The 25135-nt window shown below is 70.1% G+C and carries 20 protein-coding genes and 1 tRNA gene; 12 read left to right on the plus strand and 9 right to left on the minus strand.

Annotated elements, in window-relative coordinates; all coding sequences use genetic code 11:
- Nucleotides 1–184 precede the first annotated feature (184 nt).
- Nucleotides 185–3517 (minus strand): SUKH-4 family immunity protein, encoded by a 3333-nt coding sequence (locus ACQEVY_RS17990; protein ID WP_432949652.1) that lies wholly within the window; start codon nucleotides 3515–3517, stop codon nucleotides 185–187.
- 7 nt (nucleotides 3518–3524) lie between these two features.
- Nucleotides 3525–4511: an SMI1/KNR4 family protein gene (locus tag ACQEVY_RS17995; protein ID WP_432949653.1), complete on the minus strand. Its 987-nt coding sequence runs from the start codon at nucleotides 4509–4511 to the stop codon at nucleotides 3525–3527.
- Nucleotides 4512–4785: 274 nt separating this feature from the next.
- On the opposite strand from ACQEVY_RS17995, the gene ACQEVY_RS18000 reads away from it, so the two are divergent.
- Nucleotides 4786–5289, plus strand: coding sequence for a YwqJ-related putative deaminase (locus ACQEVY_RS18000; protein WP_328769293.1), 504 nt, complete (start codon nucleotides 4786–4788; stop codon nucleotides 5287–5289).
- Nucleotides 5290–5356: 67 nt separating this feature from the next.
- A complete protein-coding gene (locus ACQEVY_RS18005) occupies nucleotides 5357–5854 on the plus strand; it encodes an SUKH-3 domain-containing protein (protein WP_432949655.1) in 498 nt (165 codons plus the stop codon).
- Nucleotides 5855–5890: 36 nt separating this feature from the next.
- On the opposite strand, the gene ACQEVY_RS18010 is transcribed toward ACQEVY_RS18005, so the two are convergent.
- Nucleotides 5891–7204 (minus strand): sensor histidine kinase, encoded by a 1314-nt coding sequence (locus ACQEVY_RS18010; protein WP_432949657.1) that lies wholly within the window; start codon nucleotides 7202–7204, stop codon nucleotides 5891–5893.
- Between the two features lie 193 nt (nucleotides 7205–7397).
- Here ACQEVY_RS18010 and ACQEVY_RS18015 point away from each other — a divergent pair.
- From ACQEVY_RS18015 to ACQEVY_RS18040, 6 genes are all read left to right on the plus strand, one after another.
- Nucleotides 7398–7469 (plus strand) — tRNA-Gln (locus tag ACQEVY_RS18015).
- Between the two features lie 123 nt (nucleotides 7470–7592).
- On the plus strand, nucleotides 7593–9041 hold the full coding sequence (gene glmU, locus ACQEVY_RS18020) for a bifunctional UDP-N-acetylglucosamine diphosphorylase/glucosamine-1-phosphate N-acetyltransferase GlmU (RefSeq protein ID WP_432949659.1): 1449 nt from the start codon (nucleotides 7593–7595) through the stop codon (nucleotides 9039–9041).
- Between the two features lie 108 nt (nucleotides 9042–9149).
- Nucleotides 9150–10124 carry a ribose-phosphate diphosphokinase gene (locus tag ACQEVY_RS18025; protein WP_432949661.1) on the plus strand — a complete coding sequence of 325 codons (975 nt, stop codon included), beginning with the start codon at nucleotides 9150–9152 and terminating at the stop codon, nucleotides 10122–10124.
- Between the two features lie 223 nt (nucleotides 10125–10347).
- Complete coding sequence (locus ACQEVY_RS18030) at nucleotides 10348–10941, plus strand: 50S ribosomal protein L25/general stress protein Ctc (RefSeq protein ID WP_432949663.1); 594 nt, start codon at nucleotides 10348–10350, stop codon at nucleotides 10939–10941.
- A 152-nt stretch (nucleotides 10942–11093) separates the two neighbouring features.
- Entirely contained in the window at nucleotides 11094–11696 is a 603-nt protein-coding gene (gene pth, locus ACQEVY_RS18035) for an aminoacyl-tRNA hydrolase (protein WP_328769298.1), read from the plus strand.
- Nucleotides 11697–11761: 65 nt separating this feature from the next.
- Entirely contained in the window at nucleotides 11762–12247 is a 486-nt protein-coding gene (locus tag ACQEVY_RS18040; protein ID WP_432949665.1) for a hypothetical protein, read from the plus strand.
- 291 nt (nucleotides 12248–12538) lie between these two features.
- On the opposite strand, the gene ppc is transcribed toward ACQEVY_RS18040, so the two are convergent.
- The gene (gene ppc, locus ACQEVY_RS18045) at nucleotides 12539–15271 is read right to left on the minus strand and encodes a phosphoenolpyruvate carboxylase (RefSeq protein WP_432949667.1); all 2733 of its coding nucleotides are present in this window, start codon (nucleotides 15269–15271) and stop codon (nucleotides 12539–12541) included.
- A gap of 319 nt (nucleotides 15272–15590) precedes the next feature.
- Here ppc and ACQEVY_RS18050 point away from each other — a divergent pair, with 319 nt between their 5' ends.
- Together ACQEVY_RS18050 and ACQEVY_RS18055 are read left to right on the plus strand one after the other, a co-directional pair.
- Entirely contained in the window at nucleotides 15591–16601 is a 1011-nt protein-coding gene (locus tag ACQEVY_RS18050) for an acyl-CoA desaturase (RefSeq protein WP_432949669.1), read from the plus strand.
- On the plus strand, nucleotides 16598–17269 hold the full coding sequence (locus ACQEVY_RS18055; RefSeq protein ID WP_165344273.1) for a TetR/AcrR family transcriptional regulator: 672 nt from the start codon (nucleotides 16598–16600) through the stop codon (nucleotides 17267–17269). The genes ACQEVY_RS18050 and ACQEVY_RS18055 overlap by 4 nt, the downstream gene beginning before the upstream one ends.
- A 54-nt stretch (nucleotides 17270–17323) precedes the next feature.
- Here the strand turns inward: ACQEVY_RS18055 and ACQEVY_RS18060 are convergent, their stop codons facing one another.
- The 4 genes from ACQEVY_RS18060 to ACQEVY_RS18075 form a co-directional block, all read right to left on the minus strand.
- Nucleotides 17324–19408, minus strand: coding sequence for a glycosyltransferase family 4 protein (locus tag ACQEVY_RS18060; protein ID WP_432949672.1), 2085 nt, complete (start codon nucleotides 19406–19408; stop codon nucleotides 17324–17326).
- A gap of 327 nt (nucleotides 19409–19735) precedes the next feature.
- On the minus strand, nucleotides 19736–20602 hold the full coding sequence (locus ACQEVY_RS18065) for a PaaX family transcriptional regulator (RefSeq protein WP_432949674.1): 867 nt from the start codon (nucleotides 20600–20602) through the stop codon (nucleotides 19736–19738).
- A gap of 58 nt (nucleotides 20603–20660) precedes the next feature.
- The gene (locus tag ACQEVY_RS18070) at nucleotides 20661–22088 is read right to left on the minus strand and encodes an alpha/beta hydrolase family protein (protein ID WP_432949676.1); all 1428 of its coding nucleotides are present in this window, start codon (nucleotides 22086–22088) and stop codon (nucleotides 20661–20663) included.
- A gap of 136 nt (nucleotides 22089–22224) precedes the next feature.
- The gene (locus tag ACQEVY_RS18075) at nucleotides 22225–23037 is read right to left on the minus strand and encodes a trans-aconitate 2-methyltransferase (RefSeq protein WP_432949678.1); all 813 of its coding nucleotides are present in this window, start codon (nucleotides 23035–23037) and stop codon (nucleotides 22225–22227) included.
- Between the two features lie 114 nt (nucleotides 23038–23151).
- Here ACQEVY_RS18075 and ACQEVY_RS18080 point away from each other — a divergent pair, with 114 nt between their 5' ends.
- Entirely contained in the window at nucleotides 23152–23649 is a 498-nt protein-coding gene (locus ACQEVY_RS18080; RefSeq protein WP_432949680.1) for a MarR family winged helix-turn-helix transcriptional regulator, read from the plus strand.
- Here the strand turns inward: ACQEVY_RS18080 and ACQEVY_RS18085 are convergent.
- Nucleotides 23608–24375: a LuxR C-terminal-related transcriptional regulator gene (locus ACQEVY_RS18085; protein WP_432949682.1), complete on the minus strand. Its 768-nt coding sequence runs from the start codon at nucleotides 24373–24375 to the stop codon at nucleotides 23608–23610. The two genes, ACQEVY_RS18080 and ACQEVY_RS18085, sit on opposite strands and share 42 nt — an antisense overlap.
- A 256-nt stretch (nucleotides 24376–24631) precedes the next feature.
- Between ACQEVY_RS18085 and ACQEVY_RS18090 the strand changes: the two genes are divergently transcribed.
- A complete protein-coding gene (locus tag ACQEVY_RS18090; RefSeq protein ID WP_432955285.1) occupies nucleotides 24632–25087 on the plus strand; it encodes a GNAT family N-acetyltransferase in 456 nt (151 codons plus the stop codon).
- Nucleotides 25088–25135 lie beyond the last annotated feature (48 nt).

Below are 25135 nucleotides of genomic sequence, written 5' to 3' on the forward strand. Positions count from 1 at the left end.
CCGCACATCCTGGTAGATCAGACGGAAGTGTTCATAATGCGACACTCCGCCCGTTCAGTCAGTAAGGGCCGGATGGCAAAAGGGGTGGAATGAGAAATAAGGGGTGGGATGAGGAATAGGGGCCGGATGACAAAGGGGCGGGCCCGGTCGGTCGACCGGGCCCGCCCCTTTGCGGAAGGTGAGGTCAGAGCAAGCCGTCCCACATCTGTTCCAGCAGCACCGACCACCAGCTCTCCGGCGAACCGAGTGCCGCCGGGTCGAGGGCGGCGAGCTGGGCCTGGAAGTCGACGGTCCAGCGGCCCGCCTGCTCCTGGTTCAGGCCGAACCGCAGGCGCCACATCCTGCCCAGCAGCGCCAGGCTGCGGGCGAACTCCGGAAGTCCTGTGTTCACGAACTGCGGCGGTACGGGTGCGCCGCCCGGGCCCGCCTCGACCGGGACCGCCACGATGTTCGCCGTGCCGTACTGGACGCAGATCGCCTTGCCGAAGTCGCTGCCCATGACCAGGTACGAGCCCGCGTCCGAGGCCGGCTGCACCCCGCGGTCCTGAGCCAGTTCGGCGAGCGTCGGGACCGGGCGGCCCGGCTGGGCCTGGGCCCAGAAGAACGGGTTCATGTCCACGGGCAGCCCGGCCACGACCAGGGTGTGCGCCACGATCGGGGGCACTCCCTGCCGGGACACGGCCGCCTGGTCGAACCGGAAGATGCCCGGTCCGAACGCCGCCGCCAGCTCCTGACCGATCGCCTCCGGCGGGATGGGCGGCGCGGGCTGCACCGGCGGCAACGGCGCACGCACCGGTGCCGGCCGGGCGGGCCCGTCCGCGACCTGGTGCAACTCGCCCTGGTGCGCGAGGAGTTGAGCCATGCCCTGCTGACGGCTCGCGTGGTCCGTGCCGTACGGGGCGATGCTGGTGATCCTCGCCTGCGGCCAGCTCTCGCGGATCATCCGCGCGCAGTACGCGCCCGGCAGTTCGCAGGACTCCAGCTCCGTGTGGAGCTCCAGCACCTGCTGAGGGGGCACGTTCATCGCGCGCAGCTCGTGCAGGATCTGCCACTCCGGGTGCGGGGTGCCGGGCGCCGAGCGGCGGATGAGCTGCTGCTCGGAGCCGTCCTGCGCGCGGTAGCGGAGTACGGCTTGATAGCCGGGGCCGACGGTCGGCTGGCCGCCCTGCGGGGGGTAACCGTAGGCCGGGGGCTGTCCGCCCGGCATGGGCTGACCGGGCATCGGCTGACCGGGGGTCGGTCCGCCGCCCGGGCCCGGCATCGGGGGCTGGCCCGGCATCGGCTGACCTGGTGTCGGGTGGCCTGGCGCGGGCTGCTGGGGTGGCGCACCCGGCGGCATCCCCGGAGCCTGCGGCGGCGGGGGCGCAGCCGGGCCTGCGGGACCGGGACCGGACAGCACCGTCTGCTGGTGATGGACTCCAGCGGAGGGCGTACCGCCCGGAGGGTTCGGGGCTCCGGGGCCGCCGGGCCGGCCGTGCTGACCAGGGGCACCCGGAGCGCCGGGTGGCTTGGGCGCACCCGGGGCGCCGGGGGCACCCGGCGGTTGCGGTGCGCCGGGGCCGGAGCCGGGACCGGAGCCGGAGAGCATGGTCGCCGCGTGGTGGACACCACCGGCGGGCGTACCGCTTGGCGGGTTCGGCGCACCCGGCGGAGGCGTACCCGGCTGGCCGGGGGCACCGGGCGGGCCCGGAGGCTTGGGGCCACCGGAACTGCCGCCGGGCTGGTTCGGGTCGGCGAACATCGTGGGCGCATGGTGGACGCCACCCGAGGGCGTACCGCTCGGAGGGTTGGGAGCACCGGGTCCGCCAGGCGCACCCGGCTGTCCGGGCCCCTCGGGCCCGTCAGCGTCAGGGGGGAGCTGCGAGACGAGCTGCGTAGGTACGTACCCGCCGCCCCCCGAGGAACCCGGCGCACCGGGCCCGGACGGTGCGGACGGACCGCCCGGCCGCGCCCCCGGCGTCCCGGGCGCACCCGGCGGAGGCGGCGTAGTCGCGCCACCACCACGCGCCCCACGCGGCGGCGACTGCGCCTTGCTGGTCGCGGCGTCAGCGATGTCGCCGGCATTCGGCGCCAACGGCCGCCCCGGCCCGCCCGAACCGCCGGGCGGCTGCGGGGCATTGGGCCCGGCGGACGGCGGCGTACCCGGAGCGCCACCGGGCGCCTGCGGGTACCCGTACGACGAAGGGGGAGGCGGCGGAGTACCGGGCGCTCCCGGAGGCGGGGCTCCCTGGGCGCCGGGGCCCTGGGGATACCCGTACGACGAACCGGGCGGAGGCGGTGTTCCGGGCGCACCAGGCGGCGGCGCTCCCTGCGCACCACCCGGAGCCGACGCACCAGGGCCCTGCGGAGACCCGGACGCCGAACCAGGCGGCGGAGTGCCGGGCGTACCCGGAGGCCGTGCTCCCTGCGCACCACCCGGAGCGGACGCACCGGGACCCTGCGGATAGCCGTACGACGAACCAGGCGGCGGTGTTCCAGGAGCAGCCGGTGCACCCGGCGGCGTCCCCTGCGGAGCACCCGGCGCGGACGCACCAGGACCCTGTGGATACCCGTACGACGAACCGGGCGGCGGAGTGCCGGCCGCACCCGCCCCCTGCGGACCACCGGGCGGAGGCGTACCCGGCGCACCCGGCGTCTGCTGCCCGTCGACCGCCGGAGCCACCGCCGTGCGCGGAAGCTGGCTGCCGCCCTGCATCAGGGCGGTCTTGGCGTCCGGTGGCGTGGGCGGCGGCGTCCTACCGTCGTCGGGTTCGCTCAGCGGCGGTGAGAACACCGTCGCGGGCAGCGGCACCGAACGGTCCTCGCCCGCGTCGGCGTTGGTGTCGGTCCCGGCCCACGGTGTCGCCGCGCCAGGCGTACCGGGCCCGCCGCCGGAACCCGACTCGGACCCACCCCCGGCGGACGGCCACGACGGCGCACCGGGAGCGGAGGACCCGGACGGCGACGTACCGGACGGCGAACTCCCGCTCCCCGACGCCCCGTTGGCGGCCCCGGCATCAGCGGCGGCGGCGGCCGGACGGGCCCCCGCCCCATCAGCCGAACCCGAAGACGAACCGGATGAGCCTGAGGACGAACCCGACGAACCGGTCGCCCCCGAAGGCGAACCGGTCGAACCCGCCCCCGCCCCTTCCCGCCGATCCGGAATCCCCATCCGATCCGCCGCCTCCTGCAACCACTCCGGAGGAGTCAGCAGGAACGACGTCTGGTTCAGATCCACCCGCGCCGGAGGCGCCGGTGCCGGCTCGGGTGCCGCGTCCGGCAGCCCGTATTCCTCCTCGTACCGGCGGATCACCTCACCCACCGGCAGCGAGGGCCACAGCGTGGCCTCCCCGCTGTCCCGCGCGATCACCAGTCGCTGCGCGCCGCCGTCGGAACGCGGGCCCTCGGCCCGGTCCTCCGCCCAGACGACGAAGCCGAGTTCGAACTCCCGCACCCGCACCTCGCGATGCTGATACGAGGGGACATCACCGTTGATCCACTCTTCCGCGCGCTCCTGCGCCTGCGCGAAGGTCACCATCGGACGCTCACTCCCCCACCGAAGAGACGGACACGGCTCGCGCGAAGCCGCCGTCCACCATCAGGTTCGCCACGGTCTCCAGCTCCGGCGGATTGCCCGCCAGCCGGCCCAGGAACTCGTCGAAGTCGTCACCACAGGGCAGCAACAGCCGCTGCACCCGCTCGGCAGGCGGCCACGCGTCCTGGTCACGCGCGTCGTCGAACGCGCAGAACCACACCGACCCGACCTGCTCGCCCTTCACCTTCACCGCGAGCAACCCGCCCTGCACAAAGCCGACTCCCAGGTAATCCTTGGTGAGGTGGTCGCGCAGACACTTGTTGACGTACACGAGGTCGTTCACGGCCGCCTCGTCGCGCACCGTGAAGAACGGCTGGTCGACCAGCAGCCCCAACTCGGCGTCCAGCGCGGCCCCCACCGGAGCACAGCCGCCCGCCGCCTTCAGAAACGTGCGATAGGCGCCTGGAAGCCGGTACCCCAGGTCTTCCTCGACGCCCTGCACCAGCTGCTCGCTCACCGCGACCGACGTCTTCGGCAGCCCGAAGTGCACCGGCCGCGTCTCCTGCAACGGCCGCGTACCCCTCTTGTTCTGGTCGACCGCCGCCGTCGCGAGCCCGCCGTGGTGCCGGAGCAGAGCCTTCACCTCGACCGGCACCAACTCCAGCCGCCGCGTGCCCGGCACGTGATGCCAGGTCCAGCCGTGTGGAGTCGCCACCGCCGGGATGGTGTCCCACAGGTCGTGCCCCGTGGCCGCCATCGCCGCGTTCGCCGATACGTAGTCCGTCAGCCGCAGTTCATCGACACCGAAGCCCTCGGGCGGCTCGGCGATCTCCGCCGCGGCACGCGCATAGTCCGAGAAGTCGGGGTAGCCGTACTCGTCGACCCGTACACCTCTGGGGTGACGGGCAGCCCGGACCGGATCCGGAAAATGTACGACCTGCCCGGCATAGGCCGCGTTCGGCGGCGCGGCTTGCTGCCCGAGCCGACCTGTCGTCATGGCGGTTGCCCCCTGCGGCGTTCCGATTGGATCGTGGTTGCCGACAGCCTATGCGGTTGTACGACACCGGTCACCGGGCCTCCGGTTCCGCCCGCCGAACACCGACCCTCCACCACCGTGACCTGCCGTCACCCCGCCGTGACCCTGCGACGAAGAACACGCGTGTCGGGTGACCTCAGCTTCCGCACCAGCCTCGGAGTTTGGCACTCTGTCCCCGCACCCGGGGGTCGCGACCACAGCGGCCACACCGTGGGGATGGGGAGGAAACAAGATCATGAGCGCTACGCAGACGGGCAGATCCGGTGACCCACGGGTCGGCTGGAGCACCACCGAACGACCTCACGCGCCCACCCTCCAGCACCGCCGCGACGGCATACTCCCCACCGTCGCCGCCGCCCTCTCCGTACGCGGCGCCACCCTCACCGGCACCGCCGCACGCGGCGACCAGCTCCCCGAACTCCACCCCCTCGTACGGGACTTCCTCGACACCCTCACCAGCGCCCAGCGCGACCGCTTCACCGGCCGCTGCGCCGAGACCATCCTCATCTCCCGGCACCTCGGCGCCGCCGACGCGGCCCGCTCCAAAAGAGCCGCCCGCAAGCCCATGACCAACAGCGAAGCCCGCAAATCCCTCAAAAACGCCAAACTCACCGCCCGCTACATCCGCGAGGACGGCGACCCCCTGCACGGCGGCTTCGCCACACCCTGCCGCTCCTGCGCCGCACTCAGCGCCCACTTCGGCGTACGGATCGTCGACCCGACGACACCGGAGAAGTGAGCCTTCCCACACGTACGCCCGTAATGATCCACAGCGCAGGAACGCCGCACAGACGAACGTAGGACCCATGCACGCCGACCGCTCCACCTCCACGACCCGCTTCCCCGTACCCGTCGACGCCGCACTGCGCGCCGCCGGATGGCAGCCGGGCCGCTGGGACATAAGGCAGGCCGAGTACTGGGCCGACGCCCTGCGCAACCACGAGTCCCCGGCCGGACACCGGCACGCCGTGTTCCCGGCGGCCGTCGAAGCATGGGCCGAATTCGGCGGACTCCATGTGCCCGTCTCGGGGCCAGGCCGCCAGGTCGCCCCGTCCCCCCTCCACCTCGACCCGCTGCACGGCCTGCACATGGCCCGTACGCTCGCCGACCTCGGCCGCGCCCTGGACGCCCAGGTCTGCCCGCTCGGCGAGGAATCCGAGAGCCGCGCACTGCTCGCGATCGACTCCGAGGGCCGCGTCTACACGCTCGACCACACGGGCGACTGGTACCTGGGCCCGGATGTCGACCAGGCGCTTACGGGGCTGCTGTCGGGCATCGAGCCGGTACGGCTGACAACGGGCTGACGCCCCTAGGGCTCGTACGTCCTCAGCCCTCGGCCTTCAGCCTTCGGCGGGAATCACCGCGGACACCCGGAACCCACCCGCATCCGTCGGCCCCGACACGAACACCCCGCCCAGCGCGGCAACCCGCTCCTTCATGCCCACCAAACCGTTCCCCCCGCTCGGCAGACGCGCACCCGACGCCGCGTCCGGCTCCGGCGGCGGCTCGTTCTCCACCTGCATCGCGATCTCCGCCGAACGATGCGCCAGCCGCACATGCGTCTTCGCACCCGCCGCATGCTTGTGGACGTTCGTCAACGCCTCCTGGACGACGCGGTACGCGGTCTGCTCGACCTCCGGCGCATACGCACGCGAATCGCCGTCCACCGACAGATCCACGGCCATACCAGCCGCTGCCGACTGCCCGAGCAACTCGTCCAGATCGGCCAGGCACGGCCCGTCGCCGCCCTCGTCGTCGACGGCCCGGGACGCCGCGGCAGCCGCCGCCGCACCCACCGCCGCGAGCGGCACCGGCTGCGTACGAGGCGACAGGCCATCCCCCGTACGCAGGACCCCCAGCATCTCCCGCAGTTCGGTCAACGCCTGCCGGCCCATGTCCCCCACCAGCGCCGCGTTCTTGACCGCCTTCTCCGGATCCTTCCGGGCAACGGCCTGCAGAGCCGCCGCATGCACCACCATCAAGCTCACCCGGTGCGCGACCACGTCATGCATCTCGCGCGCGATCCGCGTCCGCTCCTCGTTCCGCGCCCACTCGGCCCGCTCCTCGGCCCGCTCGGCCAGCAGCTGCAACTCCCGCTCCAGGGAGTCCGCCCGCTCCCGCAGGCTCTCCATCAGCCGCCGCCGCGCGCCCACATACAGACCGAGCAGAATCGGCGGCGCGGTCAGCCCCAGCGAGGTCGTCAGCGACAAGAACGGCACGGCCCACTCACCGAACGCCGCATCACCGCGTGCGACACCCTGATGCGCCCGCACATACGCGACGATCAGCACCCCGACCATCGACATCGACGCCAGCGCACCGATGATCCGCCGCGGCAACTCCGACGCGGCCAGCGTGTAGAGCGCGACGATCCCCATCAAGAAGCCCATCGCGGCAGGCGTGATCGCGATCGACACCAGCACGACAGCAATCGGCCACCGACGCCGGAACAGCAGTACGGACCCCGCCAACACCCCGAAAACCGCGCCCACCGGTTCCGCCAACCCGGCATCGCGCGCGAACTCCACACCCTCGAACCCACACTCGACAGCAGACGCCAACGCCAGCCCACCATCGAGCCACGCACTACGCTGCCGCACCCACCACCACGGCCCCGTCCCGGCCGCGGTGTGGTCTTCCCCCGTCGTGGTCATGCCTCCAGCCTACGGGCGCCCGCACCCGGTTTTCCGGTGACTTTTCCGCACTGGCCTACACCACTCCTCGTGCCTCAGCATCTGAGTGCGGCGCGGTGCCAAGTTGTATCGTCGCGTGGAAGGCGCCTGGTACGGCATAGTGTTGGGTGCCCACACGGCGACCTGGCCGGATGTCCGGTTCGGTCGGCTTCGTTCCCCCGTGGTGTAATTGGCAGCACTGTGGCTTTTGGTGCCATCTGTCCGGGTTCGAGTCCTGGCGGGGGAGCCCTGCTCGGTTCGGGGCCTGGCCCAAGAAGTTGGGGTCAGGCCCCGCTCACATTTCCCCCGCACGACCCCCCGGTATCCTGCGGATGACCAAACCCCACATCCGAAGCCGAAGGGCACACCCGTGAGCGCCAACCGCCCGGCAGCCGTCGTCGTACTCGCAGCGGGTGAGGGCACCCGTATGAAGTCGGCCACACCGAAGGTTCTGCACGACATCTGTGGCCGTTCTCTCGTCGGTCATGTACTCACCGCCGCACGCGAGTTGGAGCCCGAGCAGCTGGTCGTCGTCGTGGGGCACGCCCGCGAGAAGGTCACCGCGCACCTTGCCGAGGTGGACCCGGGGGTGCGCACTGCCGTTCAGGCCGAGCAGAACGGGACCGGGCATGCGGTGCGGATGGGCTTGGAGGAGTTGGGCGGCGGCGTCGACGGGACCGTTGTCGTCGTCTGCGGGGACACTCCCCTCCTCAGTGGCGAGACTCTGCAGAAACTCGCCGCCACGCACTCCGCCGACGGGAACGCCGTCACCGTGCTGACCGCCGAGGTCCCGGATGCGACCGGGTACGGGCGGATCGTGCGCGACGGGGTCTCCGGAGCCGTGACGGCGATCGTCGAGCACAAGGACGCCACCGAGTCGCAGCGGGAGATCCGTGAGATCAATTCGGGTGTGTTCGCCTTCGATGGGCAGCTGCTGGCGGATGCGCTCGGGAAGGTTCGTACGGACAACAGTCAGGGTGAGGAGTATCTGACCGATGTGCTCGGCATCCTGCGCGAGGCCGGGCATCGGGTCGGGGCGTCCGTGGCCGGCGATCATCGTGAGATCGCGGGGATCAACAACCGGGTGCAGCTTGCCGAGGCGCGTCGGATTCTCAACGACCGGCTTCTGGAGCGGGCGATGCTCGCCGGGGTGACGGTCGTCGACCCGGCGACCACCTGGGTCGATGCCACCGTGACGTTCGAGCAGGACGCGATCGTGCATCCGGGCACTCAGCTGCACGGTGCCACGCATCTGGGCGAGGGTGCAGAGGTCGGCCCGAATTGCCGTCTCACGGATACGCGGGTCGGCGCGGGGGCTCGTGTCGACAACACGGTGGCGTACGGGTCGGAGGTCGGTCCGGAGGCGTCCGTGGGTCCGTACGCGTACTTGCGTCCCGGTACCCGTCTCGGGCTGAAGGCCAAGATCGGCACGTACGTCGAGACCAAGAACTCCTCGATCGGCGAGGGGACCAAGGTCCCGCATCTCTCGTATGTCGGGGACGCGACGATCGGTGAGTACACGAATATCGGTGCCGCGAGTGTCTTTGTGAATTACGACGGTGAGGCGAAGCACCACACGACCGTGGGTTCACATTGCAAGACGGGTTCGGACAACATGTTTGTGGCGCCTGTCACGGTTGGGGATGGCGCGTACACCGCGGCGGGTTCGGTGATCACGAAGGATGTGCCGCCGGGTTCGCTGGCCGTGGCCCGGGGCCAGCAGCGGAATATCGAGGGCTGGGTGGCGCGGAAGCGTCCGGGGAGCGCGTCCGCGAAGGCGGCTGAGGCGGCTTCCCGGGAGGCCGAAAGCGAAAGCTGACCAGAAATCGGCGCGTCTGCGACGGCGTACCGTGATAGGTGCACATCCGCACACCCGGCTGGGATCACCGTTGGCGACCGGCTGAGATACCTCTGAGGAGACAGTGCTGTGACCGGGATCAAGACGACCGGCGAGAAGAAGTTGATGTTCTTCTCCGGCCGCGCACACCCCGAGCTTGCCAAGGAGGTTGCCGAGCAGTTGGGTGTCGGGGTTGTCCCGACGAGGGCCTATGACTTCGCGAACGGCGAGATCTATGTCCGTTATGAGGAGTCGGCGCGAGGTGCGGACTGCTTTGTGATCCAGAGCCACACGGCTCCGATCAACCAGTGGATCATGGAGCAGTTGATCATGATCGATGCTCTGAAGCGGGCTTCCGCTCGGAGCATCACCGTGATTGTGCCGTTCTACGGTTACGCCCGTCAGGACAAGAAGCACCGGGGACGTGAACCGATTTCGGCGCGTCTGGTCGCGGATCTGATGAAGTCGGCGGGTGCGGACCGGATCCTGACGGTGGATCTGCACACGGACCAGATCCAGGGCTTCTTCGACGGCCCGGTCGACCATCTCTTCGCTCTGCCGCTGCTCGCGGACTATGTGGGCAAGAAGGTGGACCGCACGAAGCTGACCGTGGTCTCGCCGGACGCCGGCCGGGTGCGGGTGGCGGACCGGTGGTGTGACCGGCTGGGTGCGCCGCTGGCGATCGTGCACAAGCGGCGCGACAAGGACGTGGCGAATCAGGTCACGGTGCACGAGGTGGTCGGTGATGTCGCGGGCCGGGTGTGTGTGCTGGTCGACGACATGATCGACACGGGTGGCACGATCTGCGCCGCGGCGGACGCGTTGTTCGCGCACGGTGCGGAGGATGTGATCGTGACGGCGACGCACGGCGTGCTGTCGGGTCCCGCCGGGGACCGGCTGAAGAACTCGAAGGTCAGCGAGTTCATCTTCACGAACACGCTGCCGACGCCGGGTGAGTTGCAGCTGGACAAGATCACGGTGTTGTCGATCGCGCCGACGATCGCGAGTGCGGTGCGTGAGGTGTTCGAGGACGGCTCGGTGACGAGCCTGTTCGACGACCAGTAGGCCGGTCAGTAGTTGGCCGGTCAGCAGGCCCGTTGCGGGTCTGAAGATCGATTTCTGGTACGGCCTTCCCGCCGCGTAAGCTGTCACAGTTGCTCGGCGAGGGAGGCCGTACGGCGTTGTGAAGGCGCTGGTACGGCGGTCCGTAATCGACGCGCTCTTCGTAGCAGGCCGTTGTGTATGGCCGGGTGACCACGTTCCCCCCTATCTACGAGGAGTGATGAGCATGGCCGAGGTGAAGCTCGCCGCCGAGACGCGTACCGAGTTCGGCAAGGGCGCGGCGCGTCGTATCCGCCGTGAGAGCAAGGTTCCCGGTGTCCTGTACGGCCACGGTGGCGACCCGATTCATCTGACGCTGCCGGGTCACGATCTGCTGCTGGCGCTGCGTACGCCGAACGTTCTTCTCGCCCTCGAGATCGAAGGCAAGAAGCGGCTGGCGATTCCGAAGGCCGTTCAGCGTGACGCGATCAAGGGCTTCCTGGAGCACGTGGACCTGCTGCTCGTCCGCAGTGGCGAGAAGGTCAACGTCGAGATCTACGTGCACACCGAGGGCGACCTGGCTCCGGGTGCCTTCCTTGTCGAGCATGTGCTGAACGCGCTGCCGGTCGAGGCCGAGGCCACGCACATTCCGGAGTCGGTGACCGTGTCCATCGAGGGCCTGGCGGCTGGTGACTCGATTCTGGCGAAGGACGTCCCGCTGCCGGCCGGTACGAGCCTTGCCATCGACGAGGATGCGGTGGTTCTTCAGGTTCTGGCCGCGCAGGCGGAGGAGCCGACTGAGGGCGAGGGTGAGGGCGAAGGCGAGACCGCCGAAGCCTGATCCTCCGGGGGCTGCCCTTCGCCGTACCGCTTCTGCTGAGGCGCCCGGCGTTTGGGGCTGTGCCCACCCGTTCCGCCCTGCGGAACGATTGCCCACAGCCTGTAGCCGCCGTTCCCTTCGGGGAGCGGCGGCTCTGCGCGTATGAAGGAGATATGCACGTGACTAGTGATGCAGGAGCCCCTTGGTTGGTGGTGGGGCTGGGTAATCCGGGGTCCGAGTATGCGGGGAACCGGCACAACGTGGGGTTCATGGTGGCTGATCTGCTGGCGGAGCGGATCGGGGGGAAGTTCAAGCGGGCCGGGAAGGCGCAGGCTCTGGTGGTGGAGGGGCGGATCGGGCCGCCTGGGCCGGGGAGTCGGCGGGTGGTGGTGGCCAAGCCGATGTCGTACATGAATCTGTCGGGTGGGCCGGTGAACGCCCTGCGGGAGTTCTACAAGGTGCCGGTCGCGAACATCGTCGCCATCCATGACGAGCTGGACATCGACTATGGCGTGCTGCGGCTGAAGCTGGGTGGTGGCGACAACGGTCACAACGGGCTGAAGTCGATGACGAAGGTGATGGGTTCGGACTATCACCGGGTGCGGTTCGGGATCGGGCGGCCTCCGGGGCGTATGCAGGTCGCGGATTACGTGTTGAAGGACTTCTCCGCGGCGGAGCGCAAGGAACTGGACTACTTCGTGGACCGGGCGACCGATGCGGTGGAGTGTCTGGTGATTGATGGGCTGGAGCGGGCGCAGAGTACGTACAACTCGTGACTTGTCCCCCGGTGTGATCCAGTCGGAGTTGACCGAGCGCAGGGCGATGGCCAAGGATCGCCGCCATGTCTGCCCTCATGTCCCGCCCGAGCGCGGGTTCCGCGCTGCGGTTCGGGCGGATCGCGGCCATGGGGACGGTTGCGGTGCTGCTGCTGATTGCCGGGGTTTGGGCGTCGTGGGGTACGGCGCAGCATGTGATGCTCACCAAGGGGCGTGAGCGGGGGACGATGACGGTCACTCGGTGCGCGGACGATCGGTGTACGGGGTCGTACGCGCCGGTGTCGCCGGGGTCCACTGCGCGTGAGCGGGTGACCATCTCGAGCACGGTGGTGGTGGACAAGGGTGAGACGTACGCGGTGGTGGTGAAGCCGGGGAGCAACGAGGTGGTCCGCACGGGGCCCGGCGGGCTGCTGTACGCGTGGGTTCCGCTCGGGGGTGCGATGCTTCTGGCTTCGCTGGTGGTGGCTGGGGGGCTGCGGTCGGCTCGGTTTGCGTGGCTGTTGGGTGGCGCGGGGTTGACGCTGCTGACGGCGGCGTTCGTGGCACTGTGAGGGGGGTTCGCCCCCGCCGCCCTTACCCGTCCCATACCAAGGGGCTCCGCCCCTGGACCCCGTTTCGGGGGCCAGCCCCCGAACCCCCGCTCCTCAAACGCCGGAGGGGCTGAATTTCAGCCCGTCCGGCGATTGAGGACGAGGCCGCCAGGCCGATAGCGGGGTCTGGGGCGCAGCCCCAGCGGGGTCCAGGGGCGGAGCCCCTGGTGGGGTTCGGGGCAACGCCCCGAGGATGGGACGGGTAGGGGCGGCGGGGGCGAGAACCTCCCTGCCGCCCCTCCAAGCCGTCCGTCACCCCGTGTTACGCAACCCCGCCGCCACCCCGTTCACCGTAAGCAACAGCGCCCGCGACAGGAGCGGATCCGGGTCCGCGCCCGAAGCCGCCGCGTCTCGCTGGCGCTTCAGCAGGGCGACCTGGAGGTACGAGATCGGGTCCAGGTAAGCGTCCCTGATCGTGAAGGTCTGCTTCAGGACCGGCTGGGCGTCCAGGAGTTCGCGTTCGCCGGTGATCCGCAACACCTCGCGGACGGTCAGTTCGTGTTCGGACTTGATCGTGTCGAAGACGTGCTTCAGGTCATCCGGCACCAGAGTGTCCACGTAATGGCCGGCGATCCGCAGGTCCGTCTTGGCCAACGTCATCTCTACGTTGGAGACGAAGTTGCGGAAGAAGTGCCACTGTTCGTGCATTTCCTCCAGGACCGAGTCCAGGCCCGCCTCGCGCAGCGCCTTCAGGCCGGAGCCGACGCCGAACCAACCCGGCACGATCTGCCGGGACTGGGTCCAGCCGAAGACCCACGGAATGGCCCGCAGCCCGTCGAGGCCCGCGCCGGAATCCGGCCGCCGCGAGGGCCGGGAGCCCAGGTGGAGTTCGGCGAGCTGGTCGACCGGCGTGGAGGCGAAGAAGTACGCGGGCAGGTCCGGGTCCTCGACCAGGCGCCGGTACGCGGCATGGGCGGCGTCCGAAACGACGTCCATCGCCGCGTCCCAGCGCGCGAGCGCGTCGCCGGGCTGGCGCGGGGCGGTGTGGAGGGCGGAGGCCTGGAGCGTGGCGGCGACGGAGAGTTCCAGGTTCTCCCGGGCCAGCGCGGGGATCAGGTACTTGTCGGAGATGACCTCGCCCTGCTCGGTGACCTTGATCTCGCCTTCGAGGGTTCCCCAGGGCTGGGCGAGGATCGCGTCATGCGTGGGACCGCCGCCCCGGCCGACGGTGCCGCCCCGGCCGTGGAACAACCGCAGCCGTACGCCGTACCGGTGGGCAACGTCGCGCAGCCGCCGCTGGGCGCGGTGGATCTCCCACTGTGAGGTGGTGATGCCGCCGAACTTGGAGGAGTCGGAGTATCCGAGCATGACCTCCTGGACGTCGCCGCGGAGCGCGACCAGCCGCCGATAGGAGGGGTCGGCGAGCATGCCTTCCAAGATGGTGTCGGCGGCGCGCAGCTCGTCCGTCGTCTCGAGGAGCGGCACGATGCCGATCTTCGCCCAGCCCGCGTGCAGGTCCATCAGCCCGGCCTCGCGGGCGAGGACGGCCGCGGCGAACACGTCGTCCGCGCCCTGGCACATGGAGATGATGTACGACTCGATGACCTCGGGCCCGAAGACCTCGAGCGCCCGCTTGACCGTCTCGAACACCCCGAGGGTCTTCTGCCCGGCCGCGTCCAGCGGGGCCGGAGTCGGCGCGAGGGGCCGGCGGGAGCGCAGTTCCCTGGCGAGCAGCTTGTGCCGGTACTCGCGCGGCATGTCCTCGTAGCGCCAGGACTCCTCGCCGAGCCGGTCGAAGAGCTGACCGAGCGCATAGTGATGGGCGTCGGCGTGTTCCCGTACGTCCATGGTGGCGAGCTGCAGGCCGAAGGCGGCGAGCGTGCGGATCGTACGGTTCATACGGCCGTCGGCGAAGAGGGCGCCGCGGTGTTCGCGCAGGGACGTCTGGATCAGGGTGAGGTCGCGCAGGAGGGCGGAGGTGCCGAGGTAGTCGCGGCCTTCCTCGTGCGGGATGCCCTTGGCGAGGCGCAGCTTGGTGTTCTCGAGCTTCTGCCGGATGCAGGTGGCCTTGAGGCGGTAGGGCTCTTCGGCGTTGAGGCGCTTGTAGCGGGGGCTGATCTCGGGGAGGTTTTCCAGGTCGGCCTGGAGGGAGTCCAGGAGTTCCTGGGTGGCGCCCGAGTAGCGGATGGAGTTGGAGAGGAAGCCGCGGAGTTCGTCGATCATCTCCAGGGCGTCGTTGATGCCGTGCTCGTGCTGGAGGATCAGTACGTCCCAGGTCACCTGGGGGGTGACGTTCGGGTTGCCGTCGCGGTCGCCGCCGATCCAGGTGCCGAAGGTCAGCGGGCGGGTGTCGTCGGGCAGTTGGACGCCGACGCGCTCCAGTTCCGCGGTCAGATCCTCGAGGACGTCGCCGACCGCGCCGGCGTGCAGTTCGTCGAGGTAGTAGATCGCGTTACGGGCCTCGTCTGCGGGCTCGGGGCGTACGACGCGCAGTTCGTCGGTCTGCCAGACGAGGTCGATGTTCTCGGCGAGACGGGTGTCGTAGCGGCGGCGGTCCGCCTCGATGACGGGGGTCTCCAGGAGGGCGGCGATCCGGCGCAGCTTGTTGAGGACGGAGCGGCGGGCGGCCTCGGTCGGGTGAGCGGTGAAGACCGGGCGAACATTCAGGTTCCGTACGGTCGCGCGCAGGTGCTCGGGGTCGGCGTCCTTGAGCCGGTCCGCGGTACGGGCGAGGAGTCCGCCCTCGGCGGCCCGCTTGGCGCGCAGTTCACGGCCACGGTGCACCTGCTCGGTGACGTTCGCGAGATGGAAGTACGTGGAGAAGGCGCGCACCAGCTTGGCGGCGGTCTCCAGTTCCGTGCCGCGCAGCAGCTCGGCGGCGGCCTCGCCGTTCTCGCGGGTGAGGCGGCGCACCCTTTCGACCAGTTCGAGGAGCTCGGGGCCCTCCTGGCGTACGAGGGTCTCGCCCAGCAGGTCGCCCAGGCGGCGGATGTCGGCGCGCAGCTCACTGCTGGTCGTGGTGGTCTGGTCGTCGGCACTGCTCACAGGTGCGGCTCCTTGCAGTGGTGAAGCTCGTCTGGGGGCTCGGCTGAGTGGACGCCCCGGGAGCCGTCGGCCTGCGGCAGCGCTGGCCGCATAGCAGGAAGGCATCCGGGAACTTAAGAAACAGAGCGGACCGCGCTGTCCGACCGATTCCAAGGATAGGTCTCGATGCGGATGCGCAGACTCTCGGCCTCTTGCCGCCGGGCTGTGCGCTGCCATACTTACGACGCCGTAGGTTACGGAACCGTAGGCATGACAAACGGCTCTGTATGCCCGTACATCCGGCATCGTCACAATCCACGAACCCCACAGGGGACGCCCCATGACCACAAGCTCCGATGTGATCGACGACGCCCCGAAGGCGCACAACGACACCCCGATCCCCTCCGCCACGCTGGGCGGCGAGCAGAAGCGTTCGATCGAGCAGATCACGCTTCTCCTCTTCATCACCGTCCCGTTCCTCGCGCTGCTCGCGGCCGTACCGCTGGCCTGGGGCTGGGGGGTGAGCTGGCTGGACCTCGGTCTGCTGGTGTTCTTCTACTACCTCGGCTGCCACGGCATCACCATCGGTTTCCACCGCTACTTCACGCACGGCTCCTTCAAGGCCAAGCGCCCGCTGCGGATCGCGCTGGCGATCATGGGCTCGATGGCGGTGGAGGGCCCGCTGGTCCGCTGGGTCGCCGATCACCGCAAGCACCACAAGTTCTCCGACGCCGAGGGTGACCCACACTCCCCGTGGCGCTTCGGCGAGACGGTCCCGGCGCTGATGAAGGGCCTGTGGTGGGCGCACATCGGCTGGATGTTCGACGAGGAGCAGACGCCGCAGGAGAAGTACGCGCCGGATCTGATCAAGGACGGGGCGATCCGTGCGATCTCCCGCCAGTTCCTCCTCTGGGCGGGGATCTCCCTGGCTCTCCCGGCGCTGGTCGGCGGTCTGGTCACGATGTCCTGGTGGGGCGCGTTCACGGCCTTCTTCTGGGGCTCACTCGTTCGCGTGGCGCTGCTGCACCACGTCACGTGGTCGATCAACTCGATCTGCCACGCCGTGGGCAAGCGCCCCTTCAAGTCGCGTGACCGCTCGGGCAACGTGTGGTGGCTGGCCGTACTGTCCTGCGGTGAGTCCTGGCACAACCTGCATCACGCCGACCCGACCTCCGCCCGGCACGGCGTGGAGCGCGGACAGGTGGACTCCTCGGCGCGGATCATCCGCTGGTTCGAGATGCTCGGCTGGGCGTACGACGTGCGCTGGCCGTCACGCTCGCGTATCGATTCGCGCCGGGACCCGGAGGCGAAGCGCTCCCGAGGTAAGCAGGAGACCGCCGAGGCGGCATGATTGACGGCGTGGCCGACTCCAGCACATCCAGCAACGAAAAGCCGCGGCGTGCGCGCCGGACCCGGATGACGGGGGCCGAGCGGCGCCAGCAGCTGCTGGAGATCGGCCGCACGCTCTTCGCCGCCAAGGGCTTCGAGGGCACGTCGGTGGAGGAGATAGCGGCGAAGGCCGGGGTCTCCAAGCCGGTGGTGTACGAGCACTTCGGCGGCAAGGAGGGCCTGTACGCGGTGGTGGTGGACCGTGAGATGCGGCGTCTGCTGGACATGGTGACCAGCTCGCTCACGGCCGGCCACCCCCGCGAACTGTGCGAGCAGGCGGCGTTCGCGCTGCTCGACTACATCGAGGAGTACACGGACGGGTTCCGCATCCTCGTCCGTGACTCCCCCATCCCGCAGTCCACGGGTTCCTTCGCCTCGCTGATCTCCGACATCGCGACACAGGTCGAGGACATCCTGGGCCGCGAGTTCAAGAGCCGCGGCTTCGACCCGAAGCTCGCGCCGGTGTACGCCCAGGCCCTGGTCGGCATGGTCGCCCTGACCGGACAGTGGTGGCTGGACGTACGCCGCCCGAAGAAGGCAGAGGTGGCCGCCCACCTGGTGAACCTGGCTTGGCACGGCCTGGACGGGCTGGAGGCCAAGCCGCGCCTGATCGGGCACCGGAAGAGCTGAAGGGGAGGGCTGAGGAGGCCGGGCGTTCAGTCGGCCCCCTCAGCCCGCCCGGCCTCAGTCGTCCTCGACGTCGCGGGCGCTCAGTGCCAGGTCGTTGGTGGCGGAGAAGTACGGTCTGATCCGGGTGCTGCCACGCTCGGGGTGGTCGAGGACCGTCGCCGGTACGACATCCGTCTTCTTGCGCTCCACGATGTCTCCGCTGATCCGGCCGACCGGGATGGTGCCGTCGGCGGTGGACAGCCGCAGATCCCAGAGGTCCTGTTCCCCGGTGCGCCGGGCCATGACCTCCTCGTACGGGACCGTGAAGCGGAAGCTGTCGGTGCCTGCGGGACGGGCGGCCACGGAGAAGTCGTACGCGCGCTCCGTCCGGGACACCGCCTGCACCGTGACCCCAACCCCACTCGCGAGGCCGTGCACCACAACGGTGACGGACACCGAGCGCTCGCCGGCCTCGATCCGCTCGACCTCGGCATGGGCGGGCCGCAGCCAGGTGCGCAGGGCGAGGAAGCCGTCGGCGGTGGTGTAGGGGATCCACGCGCTCACGCCGTCGGGCTCGCGGACAGCGATGGATCTTCTGAGCAGCGGCGCCTGCTCGACGAGCCGTGCGGTGAGCCGCGTACGGGAGCCGTTGCCACGCGGGGCGACATAGCAGTCCCAGCGGCCCTCGGCGAGGCTGTGCTCGGCTCGGTGCAGGGTGACGCGGGCGCCGGTGTCCGGGGAGTCCGGGTCCGGGAGCACGGGGAGGCGGACCTCCCGCTTGGCCGGGTCGCGGCGCAGCCGGAGGACGAAGTCCAGTGGTCCGGCGGGCAGTTCGGCCACCTTCAGCAGGACGGTCAGACCGCCTTCCGCGGTCGCGCGGGCATGCGCGGCGGGCGGCGGAGTGTTCTCCGGGAGCGCGGTGGGCGCGGCCGGGCGGGTCCTGACGGTGCGGCTCAGGCGTCGGACCAGGGCCGTGCTTCCGCGGGCCAGGGTGCGGCGGCGCTTGCGGGAGAGTTCGTCGAAGAGCGCTTCGTAGCGGCGGGCGATGACGGAAGGGGCGTAGGTCGCGGCCTTCTCCCGGGCCCCGGCGGACATTTTGTGGCGCAGTGCGGAGTCCGCGACGAGGCGCTTCAGTCCGTCGGCGAAGGCGTCGACGTCACCGGAGAGGGGTACGAGCAGTCCGTCCTGGCCATCGGTGATGATCTCGCCGGGCCCGTGCGGGCAGTCGGTGGCGACGACCGGGACGCCGCAGTGCATGGCCTCGACGATCGTCATGCCGAAGGACTCCATGTCGGAGGAGACGGCGGCGATGGCGCCCTTGGCCCACTCGGTCTCGATGGGCGACACGGGTCCCATGAGGAACGCGCGATCGGACAGCCCGAGCCGCTCGATCTGCTCGCGCAGCCTCGCCTTCTCCGGGCCGCGCCCGTAGATCCGCAGAGTCCAGCCGGGATGTTCCGCGGCCACCTTGGCGAAGGCCGAGACCAGCCGGTCGTACCGCTTGACGGCGATGAGGCGTCCGGCCGCCACGATGACGTCGGAGTCCAGGGAGGAGGGGAGGACGGCCGGGGTGCGCACGCCGTTGGGTACGCAGACGATTCGCGTCGTCACCTCAGGCAGTGCGGCGCGGTACTGCGCGGCGTCCGCCTCGGACACGGTGACGAAGGCGTCCAGGGCCGCGACGGCTCGGTTCTGGTGCTCGCGCAGCAGGTCGCTGTGGGCGTCCAGGCTCAGGTGCTCCTGGCCGATCCGCAGGTAGCGGGGCCGGCCGTCGCGGGCGAGGTAGCCGTTGAGGTCCGGGCGGGTGGCGATCACCACGTCGGCGTCGGTGTCCTTGAGGTAGCCGCCGATGCGCGCGTCCTGGAGGCCCGAGTACGGCAGCTTCAACGAGTACTTGGCCGCTCCCGTGTCCGGGAACATCGTGCAGGGCTGCCGGGTGAGCTCGTGTTCACCCTCGTATCCCGGGCTGTCCTCGCGCATCTCGATCAGCGAGGTCAGCCGGACGCGCGGGTCGAAGGGGAGCGCCGGCTCATCCTTCACGCAGTGCACGCTGACGACCTCGACGTCGTGCCGTTCGGCGAACGCGGCCGAGAGATTCGCCGTGGAGCGGATGGTTCCGCCGATTCCATACGCGTTGTTGATCAAGAAAGCGATCTTCACGGCGTTCTCGGCTTCACTCGAACAATCCGGAGTCTGGGTACCACCGAAGAATTCCTTTCAGGAAGCGGAGCCGCTCCGCGGAAACAACAACAGGGCAGGCTGAAGCCACCAGAAAAAGGCAGCAAAAAAGGATGGCAAGAATCATCACGCCTGGTCACAGACCCCCCTGCGGCTTTGAACCATAGCAAACGCCACTTGAATTCACAGCGAAGTAACAGTGACGTATGGCATACGTTCGGCGGGTCGGCTAGAAAGCGGAACGGTTCGATCTGATGAGCGGGGAGGGGAGAAAAGGTTGCGCCAGAAACAAGCCAGTTATTTGGCCAGCTATGAAGCCAAACGCAGCGGAACCGTCTCCAAGAGCTCCGCCGCCATCCGCGCAGCGGACCCCGCCGTCTCCCCCGCTATTCGACGGAACGTCTCCTGGGCCTGCCGGGCCGGCCACTCCGGAGGGAGATGCTGCACAGGCAGCCGAGGATCCGTACGGATGATCCGCAGCCACTCGGCAACCAGCCGCAGCCGCGTCGCGACCGGATCGGCCGGCGCCGGCACGGCGGCCCACCGCTTGTCGAAGGCGACGTACCGCGCCGCGATGCTCTCCAGGTCCCAGCTCTCGCGGATCATCAGGCCGACGTCGGTGAACGCGTCGGCGCGGGCGTGGAAGACCTTGACGTGGGCGTCGAGCCCGAGTTCGGAGACGGCGTCGCGGACGTCGGCGTGGCCGGGGGCGATCCACAGCCCGCTGTAGAGGGCGCCGAATCCGGACCAGGTCAGCCGGGACCGCAGGTCATGGCGCTGGCGTTGCCAGGATTCCGGGAGGGAGAAGCCGAGCAGGGTCCAGGTGCCGTCCCAGTCCTCGTTGACCGCGCCGTCGCGCCAGATGCGCTGTCCGCCGTCCTCGAGGATGCGGGACGCCTGCGGGGTGAGCCCGAAGAACATCTTGCGGCCCTCGCGCTGGCGCCGCAGCAGGCCCCGGTTGACCATCCGGGTCAGCGTGGAACGTACGGCCTGCTCCCCCGTCCCGACCCGGGCGAGCACGTCGATGATGCTGCCGGAGTAGACGCACAGGTCGCCTTCCTCCAGGACGTGGTTGCCGAAGAAGGTGAGCACGAGCGACTGGGGGCGCAACTGCGGGGCCTCAACGGTGTCCGTCGTGTCCGTCGTGGCCGTCATGTCCAGGTCGTCGTCCTCCACAGCGGTAAAGGGTACGACCGCCCGCGCCGGCGACAGCGCAGGCGGCCGTACGCACGCGTCACCGGCCGTCGCCGGGATGCGCCAGGTCGTACGGGCGGGGATACGGCGCCGGCCGGTACGGGATATAGCGGGCCGGAGTCGTGGGATCGGCCGCGGCGGCGGTGGCGTTGAGCGACGCCGGATCCGTGCCCTGCCAGCGCCCCTTGTCGAGCCGCTTCTCCAGGGTGTGCAGGGCGGCCGTCTGCTCGGCCGGGCTGAAGGTGCAGTGGCCGGGGTTGTCGACGTACGCCTGACGCAACAGCGCCGACGAGCCCCCGGCGGTGGCGGCCCTGCGGTAGGCGCTCTGGACCTGTACGGGGACGAGGGCGTCGCCGGTGGTGTGGATGGTGAGCTGTGGTTTGTGCAGCCGGCCGGTGAACGCGCTGGTGCGGCTCATCCAGTCGACGGCGGCGGGGTCGGCGCTGATCCGCGGGGCCCGGTTCAGGGCGCCCAGGTCCTTCTTCAGGGACAGACCCGCGTCCTTGTAGAGCTCGGTGACCTCCTTGTACACCGACGACCGGCGGAGCATCTTCGTGTAGTCGACGCCGGTGTTCCAGGACATGTTGCCGCCGGCCCGGCTCTCGGCTTCCTGGCGCCAGCTGAACGCGGGCAGGCTCAGCATTCCCTGGAGGGCCTGGTACTGGTTGGCCTGCTGGGTGTTCCAGTCGTCCGGGGCGGGCTTGGGCTGCGAGGGGTCGTTCCAGCCTGGGAGGTTGTGGAGGGCGGCGGCGAGGGCGATGCGGGCGCGGCCCTCGGGTGTGGCCTGGGCGTCGGTGACGGTCGCGCTCATCGTCTCGGCGGCGGCGGCAGCCGAGGCCTGGTCGGGGAAGCCGACGAGGTCGACGGACGAGCCGGGCGCGAGCAGGGTCTTGAGGGCGAAGACGGGGTCGAGGGTGTTGTTCCAGTTGGCGACGCCGCCGTGGACCAGCCCGCACATGGCGAGCGAGCCGTCGATGCGCCCGGGGTGCCGTTCGGCGATGGCGGTGGTGACCAGTCCGCCGTACGACTGCCCCCAGGCGAGCGTGCGCCGCGCCTTACCCGCTCGCTCGGTGAACACGTCGAGGGTGGCGAGCTGGTCGGGCACGGCGTCCGTCACCGCCCAGCCGTTGGTGGCGTACGAGGAGCCGATGAGCGCGTACCCCTTCTCGAGGAGAAGCGCCTTCGTCGCGTCGTCGGGCGCGTTCTGCGCGGCGAGGGGCGAACCGACGGGCCGGTAGCCGTGGCTGAAAAGCAGCACGGTGCCGTTCCAGTCGGCGGGCTTGTCCATGACGTACTTGGCGCCGGACGGGAGGGTGCCCTCGATGTGCTCGGCGGGTGCGTCGGCGGCCAACGCGGAGGCCGTCGGGACGGCGGAGGCGGCGAGCAGGAGGGCGACCGCGAGAGCGGTGGCGCGCGCCGATGACGTACGAGCGCGGGTGCGGGGGGATGCGACTAAGGGCCGGGGCATCGCGGTCTCCCTTGAGTGGGGGGCGGGACACCGCGAAGGTAGGCGTGCTCATGGTGGCGGTCAACATTCTGCACAACATTGCCGCCGGGGCGTGGGTGACTGCCGTTGCGGCTCGGCGGGATCAGGCGCAGCGGGATCAGGCGTCCGCCTTCCGCGCCACCGCGAAGATGCGGCGGAAGGGGAAGACCGTGCCGTACGGCGCAGGCCGGTAGGCCTCGCGGAGCAGGTCGCGGTACTCGGCGACGAAAGCCTCCGCCTCCTCGCCCAACTCCGTCAGGACCGGGCGCAGACCCGTGCCCTTCACCCAGTCCAGGACCGGGTCCTCGCCCGCCAGGAGATGCAGGTACGTCGTCTCCCAGACGTCGGCCTCGCAGCCGAGTTCGGTGAGGGCCCGGAGATAGCCGGCGGGCTCGTGGACCGCGTCGTCGTGGCGGAGGGTTCCGGCCAGGCGGTTCTTCCAGCGCGCGGACTGGGCTAGTTCGCGCATCAGGCGGTGGCTGGGGGCGTCGAAGTTGCCGGGCACTTGGAACGCGAGGGTGCCGCCCGGGGCGAGGCCGTCCACCCAAGCGTGGAAGCGGGATACGTGATCCGGTACCCACTGCAGGGTGGCGTTGCTGACGATCAGGTCGTACGGCTCTGCCGGCGCCCAAGTCCCGGCGTCCGCGGCGGCGAAGTCGAGGTGGCCGCCGCCCGGTGTGGGGCCAGCGAGGGGTTCGGCGCGGGCGAGCATCTGGGGTGAGTTGTCGAGGCCGGTGATGTGCGCGGTGGGCCAGCGGTCGGCGAGAAGGCGGGTCATGTTGCCGGGGCCGCAGCCGAGGTCGGCGATGCGGGGCGGGTCGGTGGGCAGGTCCGGGACGCGGGCCAGGAGGTCCACGAAGGGGCGGGCGCGATGGTCCGCGTGGCGCAGGTATTGGCTCGGATCCCAGGCGGGAGCGGCGGCGGCAGGCATGGCGGGGCCTCCTTGAAGCGAACCGAGAGGGACCGGCGGGAACCCTCAGCCTCACACCCTCACTATCTTGACGTCAAGAGACTTCACATCGACACAACCACTACACTGATCGCTATGGAGGACGAGGTCGATCGGCTGGTCGCAGCGTGGCGCCGGGAGCGCCCGGACCTCGACGTGGAGCCGTTGGAAGTGCTCAGCCGGGTGAGCAGGCTGGCCCGGCATCTGGACCGCGCACGCCGCCTTGCGTTCTCCGAACACAGCCTGGAGCCCTGGGAGTTCGACGTCCTTACGGCGCTGAGGCGGGCCGGGGCTCCGTACCAGCTCTCCCCCGGCCAGTTGCTGACCCAGACCCTGGTGACGTCCGGCACGATGACGAACCGTATCGACCGGCTGGCGAAGAAGGGCCTGGTGGAGCGCCTCCCCGACCCCAACGACCGCCGGGGCGTGCTGGTGCGGCTGACCAACGAGGGGCGGGACCGCGCGGACCAGGCGCTCGCCGCGCTCCTCGACCAGGAGCGGGCGCTGCTGGCGGAGCTCAGCAGCGCGCAGCGCGGTGAACTGGCCGGGCTGCTACGCCAGTTGACCGCCCCGTTCGACAACATCCCCGGCTAGGTCGACGGGACCGACTCCGGCGCGGCGGGCAAGCGCCACGGCGGCGAGGGTGGAGTGGACGCCCAGTTTCCCCAGCACGTTCTGCATATGGGTGCGGACGGTGTGCGGGGACAGGAAGAGGCGCTCGGCGACGGCCTTGCGCCCCAGGCCCGCGACCATGCACCGCAATACCTCGCGCTCGCGCGGTGTGAGGGACTCGACGAGCTGCTCGCTCTCGGTGCGGTGCTTGCGGGCGGCGGTCAGCTCGCGCAGGACGCCCGTGAGCAGGGCGGGCGGGAGATGCGTCTCGTCCCGCAGCACGCCTCGTATGACGGTCAGAAGCCTCGACAGCGAGCAGTCCTTGGCGACCCAGCCCGAGGCTCCGGCCTGCAGGGCGAGGGCCGCGCGGCGCGAGTCGTCCTTCTCGGCGAGGACGACGGTACGGACGCCGGGGTGGCCCGAACGGACGCCCGCGACCAGGGATATGCCGTCGACCAGGCCTTCTTCGTTGTTGTCGTGCACGGAGACGGCCGGGCGGACGCCCGGCACATTGCCGCCCAGGTCGGCGTCGACGAGCAGCACGTCGAATCTGCGGCCTTCCGCCGCCGCGCGCTCCATGGAGCGCAGCGCGGCGGGGCCGCTGCCGGCCGCGGACACGTCGACGTCGGGCTCGGCGGCCAGGGCCGCGGCGAGAGACTCGGCGAAGATGCGGTGGTCGTCGACGACCAGGACACGGATGCGAACCACTGAAACCCCCACTGGTCGGGGGACGACCGACGCAGGTACGGCGCCCGGAGTGTTCCGGGACCCCGAGGACCCCGGGACGGGGGAGCCGCAGCCACACGGCCGCCGCCGTGCTGGAACTGCTACCCCCACTCCGGGCGTCGTACCCGACTTCTCTCGCCCCCTGATCAACACCGGCCCCCACCGGTGCTGCTCATCAGGGTAAGGCCGGGGGGCGGGAGCGGAAGAGGATTTGCAGAACTGATTGTCCAGCACGTTTATGGTGAGGCTTATGTTTCGTATTGAGACAGGAGTCGACAAAGAGTTCAGCAAGTTGCTGCGTTCCCGACTCCGGGACGCCAACACGGCGGCTTCTCCCGTACTCCGTGCTCTCCGCGGAACCCCCGACGAACGCGAGCTTCCGCTCCACCTCTGGGCGCTGGACGAGCAGGGCGAGCTCGCGGGCGGCCTGGTCGGCCACACCTGGGCGACGTGGCTGCACGTCACGTACCTCTGGGTCGACGCCCCGCACCGCGGCACGGGCCTCGGCACCCATCTGCTGTCCCGCGCCGAAACCCTGGCCCGCACGGAGCGTGGCTGCCACGCCGCCCGCCTGGAGACGTGGGACTTCCAGGCGCCGGAGTTCTACAAGAAGCGGGGCTACGAGGTGGTGTGCGTGATCCCCGACTATCCGCCGGGGGTTACGGAGTACACGCTGACGAAGCGGTTGGGCTGACGAGGGGTTTTCGCCCCCGCCGCCCCTACCCGTCCCATCCCCGGGGCT

It is taken from the genome of Streptomyces sp. CA-288835 (assembly GCF_050936385.1).
Taxonomy (GTDB): Bacteria; Actinomycetota; Actinomycetes; order Streptomycetales; family Streptomycetaceae; genus Streptomyces.

What these genes read in the sequence shown, in the direction of transcription:
- ACQEVY_RS18075 (WP_432949678.1), bottom strand. Translation starts at nt 23,037, where the DNA reads ATGCCTGCCGCCGCCGCTCCCGCCTGGGATCCGAGCCAATACCTGCGC.
- ACQEVY_RS18055 (WP_165344273.1), top strand. Translation starts at nt 16,598, where the DNA reads ATGATTGACGGCGTGGCCGACTCCAGCACATCCAGCAACGAAAAGCCG.
- ACQEVY_RS17990 (WP_432949652.1), bottom strand. Translation starts at nt 3,517, where the DNA reads ATGGTGACCTTCGCGCAGGCGCAGGAGCGCGCGGAAGAGTGGATCAAC.
- ACQEVY_RS18010 (WP_432949657.1), bottom strand. Translation starts at nt 7,204, where the DNA reads ATGACCACGACGGGGGAAGACCACACCGCGGCCGGGACGGGGCCGTGG.
- ACQEVY_RS18070 (WP_432949676.1), bottom strand. Translation starts at nt 22,088, where the DNA reads ATGCCCCGGCCCTTAGTCGCATCCCCCCGCACCCGCGCTCGTACGTCA.
- ACQEVY_RS18030 (WP_432949663.1), top strand. Translation starts at nt 10,348, where the DNA reads ATGGCCGAGGTGAAGCTCGCCGCCGAGACGCGTACCGAGTTCGGCAAG.
- ACQEVY_RS18090 (WP_432955285.1), top strand. Translation starts at nt 24,632, where the DNA reads ATGGTGAGGCTTATGTTTCGTATTGAGACAGGAGTCGACAAAGAGTTC.
- ACQEVY_RS18005 (WP_432949655.1), top strand. Translation starts at nt 5,357, where the DNA reads ATGCACGCCGACCGCTCCACCTCCACGACCCGCTTCCCCGTACCCGTC.
- ACQEVY_RS18000 (WP_328769293.1), top strand. Translation starts at nt 4,786, where the DNA reads ATGAGCGCTACGCAGACGGGCAGATCCGGTGACCCACGGGTCGGCTGG.
- ACQEVY_RS18050 (WP_432949669.1), top strand. Translation starts at nt 15,591, where the DNA reads ATGACCACAAGCTCCGATGTGATCGACGACGCCCCGAAGGCGCACAAC.
- ACQEVY_RS18040 (WP_432949665.1), top strand. Translation starts at nt 11,762, where the DNA reads ATGTCTGCCCTCATGTCCCGCCCGAGCGCGGGTTCCGCGCTGCGGTTC.
- ACQEVY_RS17995 (WP_432949653.1), bottom strand. Translation starts at nt 4,511, where the DNA reads ATGACGACAGGTCGGCTCGGGCAGCAAGCCGCGCCGCCGAACGCGGCC.
- ACQEVY_RS18080 (WP_432949680.1), top strand. Translation starts at nt 23,152, where the DNA reads ATGGAGGACGAGGTCGATCGGCTGGTCGCAGCGTGGCGCCGGGAGCGC.
- pth (WP_328769298.1), top strand. Translation starts at nt 11,094, where the DNA reads ATGCACGTGACTAGTGATGCAGGAGCCCCTTGGTTGGTGGTGGGGCTG.